The sequence below is a fragment of the Bradyrhizobium sp. USDA 4474 genome (assembly GCF_054057515.1).
Genome location: NZ_JBSRZJ010000002.1, coordinates 5,941,934 through 5,955,603, shown reverse-complemented (window position 1 = coordinate 5,955,603; position 13,670 = coordinate 5,941,934). Strand labels below are relative to the sequence as shown.

Genomic DNA, 13,670 nt, shown 5'->3' with positions numbered 1-13,670 from the left:
CAGTCCGACGCACCCCACGGCCATGCCATGCGAGGACCTCCCCGGCCCGGCCATTGGCCGGCCGTTCACCTTGCGAGAAGAGCCGGGACTCTGCCGCGGCCGGACCAGGACGCCGCCACCGCGCAGCGGGCCACAGCGTCAATTCCCTCGCGCCAAGCGCGCGAGCATCCCGTCGAAAGCGAGCTTGATCCTGTGGATGTACCGGTCCTTGTAAGGAAATTCCGGATTCTGGTCGTGCACGAGCATGGAGGCGTTGACCTCGAACACGACGAGATGGTCGTTCGTGTCGAGCCCGCAATCGATGCCGAAATAATCGAGGCCGATGCAATCGCGAATGACTCGCAACGCCTGATAATGGGACGGGCCGAAGATCTGCTCGGGCGCGCGAAGAAATTGCTCCTCCTCGTCCTGCATCCAGGTGTGATGGCCCATCTCGGTCGCATCCCGATGAAGCTTCCAGTGGTCTCCAACAGCGAGATGATAGGGCAGGATCTCATTGCCGACGAACAAGAACCTGTACTTGCGGAAGAAGCCGTCGGCGGAGCGATAGTCGATATAGTCGATCACGTAGCGATCATGGTCGGCATGAGCCGCGAGAAACGCGGTCAGCACCGCGGCGTCATCGAGCTTCTCGAAAACGTCGCCGCCATGCATGCCGGCCTGACGCGCCAGCACCGGGAAGACGAGCTCGAGCCCGCCCGCAAGCTCCTTGCCGGCCGCGACCCGGATGGTGCGTGGCACGCGGCAGCCTGCGACGTCTGCGAGTGCCAGCGCCGTGGCATCGCGCGTGGTATTCTGGATTTTTGCGGGATCGTTGACGACGGGTTTTCCGAGGCTTCGCGCGATCGTGATGGCGAGAGGAAGCAGTTCAGCGCCCTGATCGGCGTCGGAGAGGAGATTGATGACGACATCAGCCTCGCGCGCCAACAGCGCGATATCCGGCTGGCTACCTGATAACAGCGACAGGATATTGGTCTGGTAGGCGCAGTCCTTGAAGAGAAATTCGACCGGCGTGTTGCCGACGAAGGGCGCAAACAAGGCCAGCGCCCGAAACGCCGGCGGCGATTGAGTTGCTTGCCGGCGCAGGATCGGATGCACGTGTGCGGCGTGGGCGTAAGCGGCCCGTGCCGCCTCCAACTCGCCGCGCGCCTGACGGATCGCTCCGACCCAGTAGAAATTCTGGGCCTGTTCGGGCGCGAGCGCGACCGCTCGCTCGAACTGTGCCACCGCCTCGCCGGTCTCGCCGAGCTCGAAGCAGAGCTTGCCGAGCTGGCTGCGCAGATCGGCATCCTCGGGCGTCTCCTCGAGCAATTCGAGCAGAAGCGTTTTCGCGATTCCGAACTGCCGCGTCGTCACCAGTGCCTGGACCAGATTCGTGCGCGAAGGGCGATGGCCTGGATTGCGCCGCAGCGCTTCCAGGTAAAGCGAGATCGCGTCCTGCGTCCGGCCGCCGCGCTGGTGTACGATGCCGAGGTTGCACCAGCAGGCAACGAGATGCGGCGCGATGCGCAAGGCCGCCTTGTAGTTCTCGGCGGCGGAGCCGATATCGTCGCAGAGCATGAAGGCATTGGCGAGTGCTGCATGCAAGTCGGCGCCGCCGTCGACCGCGACGCCGATCGACACCGTCGCCGCCAGCGCGAGCCCGGCCTGAAACGCAGCAATCGCGGGCTTGATCTCGCCGCGCCGGTAGTGCTCGCGCCCGGCGCGCAGCAGCTCGGCCATGCCCGGCGAGCCGGTGGGCGGCAGCTCATGAGCCATCGACACTGACGTCATGCGCTCTCCGAAGATGACGCCGTGAAAATGACACCGTGCAGATTGATCGCCGGCGCGATCCCGTAATGATTGCCGCCGAAGGCGCGCATGCGGTGCTGCAATTCGTCCCGGGAAATATCCAGCGGGATGTCGCAGGCGTCCTTGTATCTGCGGCGGGTGTTGGTGCGGCCGCTCCACGGCAGCGCACAGCGCGGCGTCAGTGCGGTCTCGCGCGCCAGCGGCTCGGCCCATATTTCGAACAGTTGCAGCAGGTGCGCATAAGCGAGCTCGCCGAGCCCCATGAGGGTGCTGGCCGGCGGAATCGGAAACGACACGACGTCGAGGATCGTACCGGAATCGACCCGCTACGCCATGGCGTGAAAGGTCACGCCGAAGCTGTCTGCGCGGTCATAGAGCGCGAAATGGGCCGGGGCCCAGCCCGGATAGCTCGGCGGCCCCGGATGAAAATTGAAGGCGCCATGGCCGAAGCGCGCGAGCAGGTCCGATTGCACGATGACGCCGGAAGCAAAGGCGACCAATCGGGAATCGCGAAGGGCCGCGGCGTCGATCTTGCGAAGCTCCGCGATGCTCGAGGCCGGCCAGATCGTCAGGTTCGGCCTGAAGCTGCGCAAGATCCGCGACAGTGCCACCTGCTCGGCGGCGTCCGTCAGCAATGCAAGTCCCTCGACCATGGGTTCGGCTTCAGCATCGTTGAAAGTGAGCCAATATGTCGCGGGGCAGCGTTAATAGCGTGTTAATGAACCTGCGTTCGGCACATCCAGGAAACACGGAGAAACAAATTTCCCTCAGCTGTACGCATTCGTTCACAAAACGGGAGCGGTGAAACCACGTTCACTCCACCAGCAACACGTCCACGGCGACGCCGAGCTTCTGTTTGGGCGAGCCGACGATGATGCCGTCGACCGGCGACACATCGGAGAAGTCCCGGCCGACCGCCAGCGTGATGTGGTCATTGGCGACCAGGAGATCGTTGGTCGGATCGAAATCGATCCAGCCGAGATCGGCGCCGCACCACAGCGACACCCAGGCATGGGTCGCGTCGGCGCCCTGCAAACGCGGCTGGCCCGGCGGCGGAATGGTGCGCAGATAGCCGCTGACATAGGCCGCCGGCAGGCCGAGCCCGCGAAGTCCTGCGATCATGACGTGCGCAAAATCCTGGCAGACGCCGTGACGCTTGTCGAACACTTCGTGGAGCGGCGTCGAGATCACCGTGGCCTTGGGGTCGTAGCGAAACTCCGTGCGGATCCGATGCATGAGATTGACGGCGCCGACGAGGATGCCGACACCGGGCGCAAAGCTCTCGGCGGCATAGGCACTGACGGGACGCAGCACCGGCACCAGCGGGCTCGCAAAGACATAGCCGACCGGCGAGGCCGGCCCGAGGCTGGTCGCCTCAAACGCGACGTCCCGGATGCTCTCCCAGGACGGGCTGACGGCATCGCGCGCCGGCGGCTTGCGCGCAACGCAGACACGAGAACGTGAATCGATGCGCAAATTGCGATGCGCAGCCTCGATCACCACGCTCTCCGTCAGCGAGCCGAAGAAGTCGCGGCGGACATGGCGCTCGGACGGACGCGGACGGATCTCGAGCTTGTACGAGATCAAGTCCTGACCGTGACCGCTCTTCGGCTCGAGCCGCAGCGTGCAGCGCGCGAAGCTGACCGGGCTCTCATACTCGTAAGTGGTGACATGCCTGATGTCGTAGATCACGCCAGCCCCGTCAGCTTTTCCGGCCGGCTCGCATTCGGGCCGTGCGGGAAATAATGCAGCCCGATCGCCTCGGCGAGGCTGAGTAGATCCTGCTCCAGCGCGAACAGCGTCTTGGCCTCGAGCTTCTCGGCCTCGGCAGTGGCCAGCATCGCCTGCACCGCCACCGCGAGCCGCTGCGGCTTTTCGATCAGACCGTGCTCCTTCAGGCTCGGCAATGCCGCGATGTGCTCGTTCAGGGTCGCGACCTGGAATGCGACCGAGCGCGGATTGTAGCTGTCGAGCACCGCGAGGTCGCGAACCGGCGCCAGGATGGGCGCCAGCAAATAGCGCGAGCGATAGGTGATCTGGGAATCCACCAGTGTCAGCAGGATGTCGAGATCCTCGTCGCAGGCCTCGTCATAAGCAAACTGCCGGGCAAAACGCGTGGTGTTGATGGCGCGCTCGGTGCGGCGGCCGATATCGAGGAAGCGCCAACCGGCGGCGCGGTTCATGTTCTCCTGTGCGAGGCCCGCGAAGCTCGCAAGCTCCTGCAAGGTCAACTCGGCCGCGCTCAGCACGCTGTCGTCGTCCTCGACCTCGTAGGCAAGGCGCTCGGCCATCTCGGTGATGACCTGCCAGGCATCGGGCGACAGCCGCTCGCGCAAGGAGGTCGCCGTGCGCAATGCCGCGCGTACCAGCGACAGTGCCGAGCCGAACCGCGCCTCGCTCTGCAACGCTTCGGCGACGATCCGCCCCGGTGCGGCGCGCGAGGTCTGCGAGATCGCGCCCCAGGTCACCAGCAGGCGCTGGATGCGCTCGGCCGATTGCAGCGAGGCGGAGGTGCCCTTGTTGGGGCCGCTCGGCGAGCCCAGGGCGCGCACGAGACGCAAGGTTGCCTCCGCACGCTCGAGATAGCGGCCGAGCCAGAACAGATTGTCGGCGGCCCGGCTCGGCAACACGCCGGCGATCCGGCGGATGCGCACCTTGTCGGTCGCCGGCAGCAGGGACGCGGTCGCCACCTTCTTGTCCGAGACCACCCAGACGTCGGCAGCGCGCGCGCCGTCGCCCATCGACACCGCACGTGCATCCGGCCGCTCGGCGATCCGGCAGAAACCGCCGGGCATGATCGCCCAGCCGTCGGGCGTCGCGGCGGCAAACACGCGCAGCACGAAGGGGCGTGGCGTGAGCTGGCCCTGCTCCCAGACCGGCATGGTGGAGAGCCGCACCACCTCCTGGCCGACATAATCCATACCGCGCGCGCTGATGGCATCGATCAGGCGCCGGTGTCCGGCCGCGTCGAGCTCGCTCGCCAGCACCGGGCCGCTCGTATCGAAGCCGGGCACGCCGCGCCGATAAGCGCCTTCGATCGCGACCTCGTCGAGCCGGGACAACACCTCGTCGCGCGCCGATTTCTGGCCGCACCACCAGGTCGCGATGTGCGGCATCTTCAGCTCTTCGCCGAGCAGGCGACGGCTGAGCGCCGGCAGGAAGCCGAGCAGCGCCCTCGCCTCCAGGACGCCCGAGCCCGGCATGTTGGCGACGACGACGCCGTCCTTGCGCAGCACGTCGATCAGGCCGGGCACGCCGAGATGCGAGGAGGCATCGAGCTCGAGCGGATCGAGCGAATTGGAGTCGACGCGGCGAAGGAGGACGTCCAGCCGCTTCAACCCTGCGACGGTACGGATGTGGATGCGATTGTCGCTCACGGCGAGATCGTCACCCTCGACCAGCAGGAAGCCGAGATAGCGCGCCAACGTCGCGTGCTCGAAATAGGTCTCGCTGAAACTGCCGGGCGTGAGCACGCCGATGCGCGGCTCGTCGCGATCCGCGCGCGCGCGAAGTGAATCGCGAAACGCCTCGAAGAACGGCGCGACGCGCGGCACGTTCATCGACTTGTAGAGATCGGAGAAGGCGCGCGAGAGAACCAGGCGGTTCTCCAGCGCGTAGCCCGCGCCTGACGGCGCCTGCGTGCGATCGCCGAGCACCCACCAGCGGCCATCAGGGCCGCGGCCGACATCGGCGGCATAGAGCGAGAGATAACGCCCGCCGGGCGGCGGCACGCCGCAGACGGGCCGGAGGAATTCGGGGCTGCCGGCGATCGCGCCCGCGGGCAGCGCGCCTTCCGCCACCAGCCGCCCCTCTCCATAGATGTCGCGCAGCACGAGCTCCAAGAGCTCGGCCCGCTGGGTGATGCCGGCAGAGAGCTGCGTCCAGTCGGCTTCGTCAATCAGCAGGGGCAGATGGCTGATCGCCCAGGGCCGGTCGGCGCTGTCGCCTGGCGCGCGGTAGGTGACGCCCGCCTCCCGCAGGTGACGATCGGCCATGCCGAAGCGCCGCTCGACCTCGTCGGGCGCGAGCGTGCCGAAAGCATCGAAGAACCGGCTCCAGACCGCGCGCGGGGCGCCGTCAGGCCCGAGAAATTCGTCGGGAATGCCGGGCAGGCGGCTGTAATCGCGGACCCACTGCGCAAGGCGGCGCTGGCCTTCACGCTGTCCTTGTGCCTGACCCGCCTTGTCCTGTTCGGCCGCGCCCTCGCCCATGCGCCTCTCCCTGCCCCACCCCCATACTCATTGCAGGAGCGGTGTCCGCAAGTCGAGGGTCAGCGGAAATTCATTTGTGCGTTCCTCGGGCGGCGGCTGCATCGGGCCGGGCGTATGGCCGTGGTCCTGGAAGCGCGCCAGCCGCCGCGCCTCGGCCTCGTACGTGTTGACGGGCTTGGTGTCGTAGTTGCGACCGCCGGGATGGGCAACGTGGTAGACGCAGCCGCCGAGCGAGCGGCCGTTCCAGGTGTCGATCAGGTCGAACGTCAGGGGCGCGTGGACCGGGATGGTCGGATGCAGGCCGGAGGCCGGCTGCCAGGCCTTGAAGCGGACGCCCGCCACGGCCTCGCCTGAGCGGCCGGTCGAGGTCATCGGCAGGCGGCGGCCGTTGCAGGCCACGACGTGGCGGCCCTCCACAAAACCCTCCGCCTTGACCTGAAGCCGCTCGACCGAGCTATCGACGTAGCGCACGGTGCCGCCGGCCGCCCCTTCCTCGCCGAGCACATGCCAGGGCTCCAGGGCCTGGCGCAATTCCAGCGTCACGCCACCATGGTGGATGCGGCCAAAGGCGGGAAAGCGAAATTCGAGCTGGGCCAGATACCATTCCGGCTCGAACGGATAACCTGATGTCTTGAGTTCGGAGAGCACGTTCTGGAAATCTTCCCAGATGAAATGTGGCAACATGAAGCGATCATGCAGCGCGGTGCCCCAGCGCACGAACTTGCCTTGTTGCGGCTCGCGCCAGAATTTTGCGATCAGCGCGCGGATCAAGAGTTGCTGCGCCAGCGACATGCGCGGGTCCGGCGGCATTTCGAGCGCGCGGAATTCGACGAGGCCGAGCCGCCCGGTGGGACCGTCAGGCGAATAGAGCTTGTCGATGCAGATCTCGGCGCGATGGGTGTTACCGGTGATGTCGACGAGCAGATGCCGGAACAGCCGGTCCACCAGCCATAGCGGCGCCTGATAGCCCGGCGGCGGCACATGCGAGAGCGCGATCTCGAGCTCGTAGATGCTGTCATGGCGAGCTTCGTCGATGCGCGGCGCCTGGCTGGTCGGGCCGATGAAGAGGCCGGAGAAGAAATAGGACAGCGACGGATGCCGCTGCCAGTACAGCACGAGGCTCTTCAGCAGATCGGGGCGGCGCAGGAACGGCGAATCCTGCGGGCTCGAGCCGCCGATCACGACGTGATTGCCGCCGCCGGTGCCGGTATGGCGGCCGTCGACGAGGAAGCGATTGGCGCCGAGACGCACCTTGCCGGCGTCCTCGTAGAGGCCGGAGGTGATCTCGACCGCCTCGCGCCAGCTCTGCGCCGGCTGGATGTTGACCTCGATGACACCAGGGTCGGGCGTCACCTTGATCACCTCGATGCGCGGATCGAATGGCGGGGCATAGCCTTCGACATGGACCTGGAGCCGCATCTCCTCGGCGGTGGCCTCGACCGCCGCGACCAGTTCGAGATAATCCTCGATGCGCTCGACCGGTGGCATGAACGCGCAGATCACGCCGTCGCGAAGCTCGATGGACAGCGCGGTCCGGACGGGAATCGACGTGTTGAGCTGCTCGGGCGCGACCCGCGGCGGCGCTTTCGGGCGCTCGGGGAGCGTGAACACCGGAAGCTTGCCGCGCGCCTCCATCGGGTCCTGCTCGACGACATAGGGATATTGATTGGGCGGCACGTAGCCGAGCGAGCCGATCGGCAGGCGCAGACCGAGCGGGGAATCGCCCGGCGACAGGAACAGGTGACCGCGCCGGAGTTGCCAGCGCTCGCTGCGCCAGCGCGGCGGCGCATTCCAGCGCTGCACGGGCAGCACGAAGCCGCGTGGCGCGCGGAGGCCCTGATTGAACACCCGCGCCATGCGCGCACGCGCTTCGGGATCGGACAATTGCGAGTTGGAGGGATCGACATTGAGCGGAAGCTCGGCTTCCTTCTGAAGCCAGTAGACCGTGTCCTCGTAGGCCGGGATGATGTAGCCGGGATCGAGCCCCAGACGCGCGGCCATACCTTCCATGAAATCCTCGGCGTCCTCGGTCTGGGCCCGCCTGGGATTTTCGATCTTCGCGATCAGGTCGGCATTCTTCCAGATCGGCGCGCCGTCCTTGCGCCAGTAGAGGCCGAAGGCCCAGCGCGGCAGGCTCTCGCCCGGATACCACTTGCCCTGCCCGTAATGCAGCAGACCGCCCGGCGCAAAGCGCGTGCGCAGGCGGCGGATCAGTTCGTCGCCAAGGGCGCGCTTGGTCGGGCCCACAGCTTCCGTGTTCCATTCCGCCGCTTCGAGATCATCCACGGACACGAAAGTCGGCTCGCCGCCCATGGTGAGCCGCACGTCTTGCGCCGCGAGATCGCCATCGACCTGCTCGCCGAGATCGTTGAGTCGCGCCCACGACTCGTCGGAGAACGGTTTTGTGATGCGCGGCGCCTCGCGGATACGTCGCACGCTCATGTCGAAGGCGAACTCGACTTCGGCAAAACTGGCAGCGCCGGAGATTGGCGCGGCAGAGCGATAATGCGGCGTGGCGGCAACGGGGATGTGCCCCTCGCCTGCCAACATGCCTGATGTCGCATCGAAGCCGATCCAGCCCGCGCCGGGCAGGTAAACCTCGGCCCAGGCGTGCAGATCGGTGAAGTCGTTCTCGACCTCGGGCGGTCCCTCGATCGGGTCGATGTCGGGGCGGATCTGGACCAGATAGCCGGAGACGAAACGGGCGGCGAGACCGAGATGACGGAAGGTCTGGATCAACAGCCAGGCGGAGTCGCGGCATGATCCGGCGCAGGAGGTCAGCGTCTCCTCCGGCGTCTGCACGCCAGGCTCCATGCGGATGATGTAGTTGATCTTCTTCTGCAGTTCGCGATTGAGCTCGACCAGGAAGTTGACCGTGTTCGGCGCCTCGCGCGGAATCGAGGCCAGATATTTGGCGAACGCTGGATCGGGCTTGATGGTCTCGAGATACGGCGCCAGCTCGCTCTTGAGATCCCGGGGATATTCGAACGGAAAGCTGTCGGCGTAGGGCTCGACGAAGAAATCGAACGGATTGACCGTCGTCATCTGCGCCGTGAAGTCGACCTCGAATTTCAGCTCGGTGGTCTTTTCCGGGAAGACGTAGCGGGCGAGCCAGTTACCTTGCGGATCCTGCTGCCAGTTCACGAAATGATTTGATGGCGTGACCTTGAGCGAATAGCTCAGGATTGGCGTCCGCGTGTGCGGCGCCGGCCGCAGGCGTATGGTTTGCGGTCCCAGATCGATCGGGCGGTCGTATTTGTAGTGCGTGACGTGATGCAGTGCGACGTAGATCGACACGGGGTGCGGTGCTCCAGCAGCTTTTTTGAGCAGAACACCTGATGTGACCTCGATCAAGCACTAACAACGGGCAGTGCGTGCCTACGGCACGGGCGAGTGGTGAGTAGCGCACGGCGAATTGCCGAAGACTTGCTCTATTCGCTACTCCCTGTTGGCCATTCGCCCCTCTCACATGGTCGCCCCTAACACCCAGGGCGCGAACTCGGCGCCGCCGAAATCGAAGCTTTCGCTCTTGGTCCGCTGTCCCGAGGCGGTCTTCAGGATGAGATCGAAGATGCGCTGGCCGCACTCCTGGACGGTCTCCTCGCCCTCGAGGATGGTGCCGCAATTGACGTCCATGTCCTCTTCCATGCGCTTGTACATGGGCGTGTTGGTGGCAAGCTTGATCGAGGGCGCCGGCTTGCAGCCGAACACGCTGCCGCGGCCGGTGGTGAAGCAGACGAGATTGGCGCCGCCGGCGACCTGGCCGGTTGCGGCGACCGGATCGTAGCCGGGCGTGTCCATGAACACGAAGCCGCGCTTGGTCACCGGCTCGGCGTAGCGCAGCACGTCGACGAGATTGGTGGTGCCCGCCTTCGCCATCGCGCCGAGCGACTTCTCCAGGATGGTGGTGAGACCGCCGGCCTTGTTGCCGGGGCTCGGATTGGCGTTCATCTCGGCGCCTTCGCGCTCAGTGTATTCGTCCCACCAGCGCATCAGATCGACGAGCTTCTCGCCGACCTCGCGGCTGACCGCGCGGCGCGTCAAGAGATGCTCGGCGCCGTAGGTCTCCGGCGTTTCCGACAGAATGACGGTACCGCCGTGACGCACGATGAGATCGCTCGCCGCACCCAGCGCCGGATTGGCCGACACGCCGGAATAACCGTCCGAACCGCCGCATTGCAGCGCCACGGTGAGCTCGCTCACCGGCACGGGCTCGCGCTTCACCTTATTGGAGTCGGCGAGCGCCTCGCGCACGAAGGCGATGCCGGCTTCCACCGTCTTGCGGGTGCCGCCGACCTCCTGGATGTCCATCGCGCGCAGGCGGCCGGCGAGCTTCTGCTCTTCCATCAGCCCGCCGATCTGGTTCACCTCGCAACCGAGGCCGAGCACGATGACGTGGGAGAAATTGACGTGCCGCGCATAGCCGCCGAGCGTGCGGCGGAGCAGCGCGAGCGGCTCGTTCTGCGTCATGCCGCAGCCGGTCTTGTGGGTCAGCGCGACCACGCCGTCGACGTTGGGGAATTCGGCCAGCGGATTGTCGCCGGTGAAGGGATTCTTCTTGAAGACGTCGGCGACGAGGCCCGCGACATGCGCGCTGCAATTCACGGAGGTGAGGATGCCGATGTAATTGCGCGTGGCGACGCGGCCGTCAGGACGGCGGATGCCCTCGAAGGTCGCCGGCAGGTCGAAGTTCGGCGTCGGCTTGACGTCGGCGCAATAGGCATAGTCCTTGGCGAAATCGCCCATGCCGATGTTCTGCACATGCACGTGCTGGCCCGGCGCGATGGGCGCGGTCGCAAAGCCGATGATCTGGCCGTAGCGGATGACAGGCTCGCCGACGGCGAACGGCTTGATCGCAACCTTGTGGCCGGAGGGAATGCGCTCGACAGTGGTCACGCCGTCGGCGACGACCGTCCCCGGCGGCAGGCTCGCGCGCGCAATCAGCACGCCATCATCGGGATGGAGGCGGATGACGGGGCTGATGGTCATGGGAGTCTCCTTGGGCGAATAGTGAGTGGCGAGTTCCGAATGGAAAAGGGGAGTAGCGCTATTCGCTACTCCCCATTCGCCATTCGCAAGTTTCCTAGGCCTTGCCGGCCGAATCCTTGCGGGTCGCGTTGACCTGCATCTTGGCGTAGGTGGTCATCAGGCCAACCTCGTTTGAGAGCGTCACCAGCTTGAAACCCATGTTGATGGCTCGCGCAGCACCTTCGGCGCCGCTGCAATGGATGCCCGCATTGAGGCCGCGCTTGCCGCACTCCCTAATGATCTTCTCGTAGATCGCGAGGATCTCGGGCTCGGTGCGATCGAGCTTCGGCTCGAGGCCGTAGGAGAAACCGAGATCGGACGGCCCGATATAGACGCCGTCGATGCCCTCGACGTCGAAGATCGCTTCCATGTTCTCGACAGCCGTCTTCGTCTCCATCATCGGCAGCAGGATGGTGTCGGCGTTCGCGGTCTTCTGATAAGAGCCTGCGGTGCCGTACATGCCGGCGCGGATCGGGCCGTTTGAGCGGACGCCCTGCGGCGGATATTTGGAATAGGAAACGAGGTTCCTGGCTTCCTGGGCCGTGTTGACCATCGGGCAGATCACGCCATAGGCGCCGCCGTCGAGAACCTTGCCGATGATGCCGGGCTCGTTCCAGGGCACGCGGACCATCGGGGTCACGGGATGCTTGTCCATGGCCTGGAAGCACTGCACCATCGACAGATAATCCTGCACGCCATGCTGCATGTCGACCGTGACGCTGTCGAAGCCGCATTGCGCGATCATCTCAGCCGAGAAGCCGGAGGGTATAGCCAGCCACGCATTGACGACGGCCTTGCCCGACTTCCAGATTTCCTTGACCTTATTCGCCACGTTGCCTTCCTTCTTCGTTCGTTTGGGACCGTGTTCTTGGACGGTGTTATTGGACCTTCGTCCCGCACTGGGCGCCGCCACAGCACGATCTCGCTGTTACCGCGAACCGGGCCGCCGCGCTACGCTCGCAATGACGCAAGACCTATGCGGTCGCGCTTTAGCTGACGGCCTCGCGAGGTGCGGTCACTATCGCCGCCCCGGTGCCGTCCGGCAAGAGAATGCTGCCCTGGTGCGGTCTATCGGGGTTTTTTCTACTCGGGATTGCGGGGAATCAGCGCCTTTGACCGAAAAACACCGGCGATGTCCTTGGCTGGCGTCGCCCGGCCGCGCGTATGCGCTTTCACTCCTCGGCACCAGTCCCGTCGCCGCCTAGTCCCGCCAGACTTTCTTCGAGCTCTCCAAGCATCTCCTGCAACTCGGCGAGCTTGCGCGCGCCAAAACGCTGCGTGATTTCGGCATAGATCGCCTCGGAGGACGGCGCGACCGACGCCATCAGCTTGACGCCTTCCCTGGAGATCGAGACCATGCTGCGGCGCTGATCCGTCTTTGCCGTCCTGCGCTCGATCAGATTGCGCGCCTCGAGATCGCGCAGGATCCGCGACAGGCTCGGCCCGAGGAGAAACGCGGTACGCGCAAGTTCCGTCACCTCGGCGGCCTCGATGGCGGCGAGCGCGCGCAGGATGCGCCACTGCTGCTCGGTCAGACCGTGCTCGCGCAGATTGGGACGAAATTGCCGCATCACCGCTTCGCGTGCCCTGAGCAAGGACATCGGCAGCGAGCGCGAGAAATCGCGCATCGGCACTTGTCGCGCCGCAGATGCGTCGCCGTTGGCGGGGTCAGCGGGTCTTTTCACCATGACGCCCTTTCAGACCGCGAAACGTTTGCAGTGCAGCAAAGTTCAAATTGTGTTTGACCCATTCACTTAACATGTTAAGCATCTCCCGGCACCGCGACATAGGTCGATCATCAATGGCGCTTTCCAAAGACGATATCCAGGCTTCGGCGAACCGTCTGCACCAGGCGGAAAAGACCCGCGTGCAGATCCGGCAGCTCTCGCAGGACTTCCCTTACATCACCATCGCCGATGCCTACGCGATTCAGAAGGCGTGGGTCGATATCAAGGTTGCCGAGGGACGCCGCGTCAAAGGCCACAAGATCGGCCTGACCTCGAAGGCGATGCAGAGCGCGCTTGACATCAACGAGCCTGACTCCGGCGTGCTGCTCGACGACATGTTCTTCGCCGATGGCGGCCTCGTCCCGAGCGAGCGCTTCATCGCCACCCGCGTCGAGGCTGAGCTTGCCTTCGTCATGAGCAAGCGGCTCGAAGGACCCGATTGCACCATGTTCGATGTGCTCAACGCCACCGACTTCGTGGTGCCGGCGCTCGAGATCCTGGACACGCGCATCGAGCGCGTCGACCCCAACACCAAAGCCACGCGCAAGATCCATGATACCATCGCAGACAATGCCGCGAATGCCGGCATCGTGCTCGGCGGCCGGCCGATCCGGCCGCTGCAGGCGGACCTGCGCTGGATCGGTGCGCTCTGCTTCAAGAACGGTCAGCTGGAAGAGACCGGCCTTGCGGCCGGCGTGCTCAACCATCCCGCCACATCGGTGGCCTGGCTCGCGAATAAGATCGCGCCGCTCGGGCTTGCGCTGGAGCCCGGCCAGATCGTGCTCGCCGGCTCCTTCATCCGTCCGATCGAGACCCGCAGGGGCGACACAATTCAAGCCGATTATGGCGCCTACGGCTCGGTCAGCTGCTACTTCGCTTAGAAAGCAATAAGACGACACGGGGAATGAAACCG

The 13,670-nt window shown here is 65.4% G+C and carries 10 protein-coding genes; 1 reads left to right on the top strand and 9 read right to left on the bottom strand.

Features of this window, described 5'->3' with window-relative positions:
• Positions 1-138: 138 nt before the first annotated feature.
• The 9 genes from ACVW16_RS29595 to hpaR all read right to left on the bottom strand — a co-directional run bounded on the left by ACVW16_RS29595 (position 139) and on the right by hpaR (position 12,718).
• Positions 139-1,773 carry a tetratricopeptide repeat protein gene (locus tag ACVW16_RS29595; RefSeq protein ID WP_456738125.1) on the bottom strand — a complete coding sequence of 545 codons (1,635 nt, stop codon included), beginning with the start codon at positions 1,771-1,773 and terminating at the stop codon, positions 139-141.
• On the bottom strand, positions 1,770-2,087 hold the full coding sequence (locus ACVW16_RS29590; protein ID WP_456738124.1) for a hypothetical protein: 318 nt from the start codon (positions 2,085-2,087) through the stop codon (positions 1,770-1,772). Before ACVW16_RS29590 ends, ACVW16_RS29595 begins: the two co-directional genes overlap by 4 nt.
• A 30-nt stretch (positions 2,088-2,117) precedes the next feature.
• A complete protein-coding gene (locus ACVW16_RS29585; RefSeq protein WP_456738123.1) occupies positions 2,118-2,444 on the bottom strand; it encodes a hypothetical protein in 327 nt (108 codons plus the stop codon).
• A gap of 160 nt (positions 2,445-2,604) precedes the next feature.
• The gene (locus tag ACVW16_RS29580) at positions 2,605-3,483 is read right to left on the bottom strand and encodes a transglutaminase family protein (RefSeq protein WP_456738122.1); all 879 of its coding nucleotides are present in this window, start codon (positions 3,481-3,483) and stop codon (positions 2,605-2,607) included.
• Positions 3,480-6,002, bottom strand: a complete 2,523-nt coding sequence (locus ACVW16_RS29575) for a circularly permuted type 2 ATP-grasp protein (RefSeq protein ID WP_456738121.1) — start codon at positions 6,000-6,002, stop codon at positions 3,480-3,482. Before ACVW16_RS29575 ends, ACVW16_RS29580 begins: the two co-directional genes overlap by 4 nt.
• Positions 6,003-6,029: 27 nt before the next feature.
• A complete protein-coding gene (locus ACVW16_RS29570; RefSeq protein ID WP_456738120.1) occupies positions 6,030-9,299 on the bottom strand; it encodes a transglutaminase family protein in 3,270 nt (1,089 codons plus the stop codon).
• A 168-nt stretch (positions 9,300-9,467) separates the two neighbouring features.
• Entirely contained in the window at positions 9,468-10,991 is a 1,524-nt protein-coding gene (locus tag ACVW16_RS29565; protein ID WP_456702536.1) for a UxaA family hydrolase, read from the bottom strand.
• Between the two features lie 94 nt (positions 10,992-11,085).
• Positions 11,086-11,862, bottom strand: a complete 777-nt coding sequence (locus ACVW16_RS29560; protein WP_456702535.1) for an HpcH/HpaI aldolase family protein — start codon at positions 11,860-11,862, stop codon at positions 11,086-11,088.
• 340 nt (positions 11,863-12,202) lie between these two features.
• A complete protein-coding gene (gene hpaR / locus ACVW16_RS29555) occupies positions 12,203-12,718 on the bottom strand; it encodes a homoprotocatechuate degradation operon regulator HpaR (RefSeq protein ID WP_456702534.1) in 516 nt (171 codons plus the stop codon).
• A gap of 113 nt (positions 12,719-12,831) precedes the next feature.
• Between hpaR and hpaH the strand changes: the two genes are divergently transcribed.
• Complete coding sequence (gene hpaH, locus ACVW16_RS29550; RefSeq protein ID WP_456702533.1) at positions 12,832-13,638, top strand: 2-oxo-hept-4-ene-1,7-dioate hydratase; 807 nt, start codon at positions 12,832-12,834, stop codon at positions 13,636-13,638.
• Positions 13,639-13,670: the final 32 nt, after the last annotated feature.

Excerpts from the sequence above, each read along its gene's own strand:
- ACVW16_RS29585 (WP_456738123.1), bottom strand. The coding sequence starts at position 2,444 with ATGGTCGAGGGACTTGCATTGCTGACGGACGCCGCCGAGCAGGTGGCA.
- ACVW16_RS29575 (WP_456738121.1), bottom strand. The coding sequence starts at position 6,002 with ATGGGCGAGGGCGCGGCCGAACAGGACAAGGCGGGTCAGGCACAAGGA.
- ACVW16_RS29565 (WP_456702536.1), bottom strand. The coding sequence starts at position 10,991 with ATGACCATCAGCCCCGTCATCCGCCTCCATCCCGATGATGGCGTGCTG.
- hpaR (WP_456702534.1), bottom strand. The coding sequence starts at position 12,718 with ATGGTGAAAAGACCCGCTGACCCCGCCAACGGCGACGCATCTGCGGCG.
- hpaH (WP_456702533.1), top strand. The coding sequence starts at position 12,832 with ATGGCGCTTTCCAAAGACGATATCCAGGCTTCGGCGAACCGTCTGCAC.
- ACVW16_RS29595 (WP_456738125.1), bottom strand. The coding sequence starts at position 1,773 with ATGACGTCAGTGTCGATGGCTCATGAGCTGCCGCCCACCGGCTCGCCG.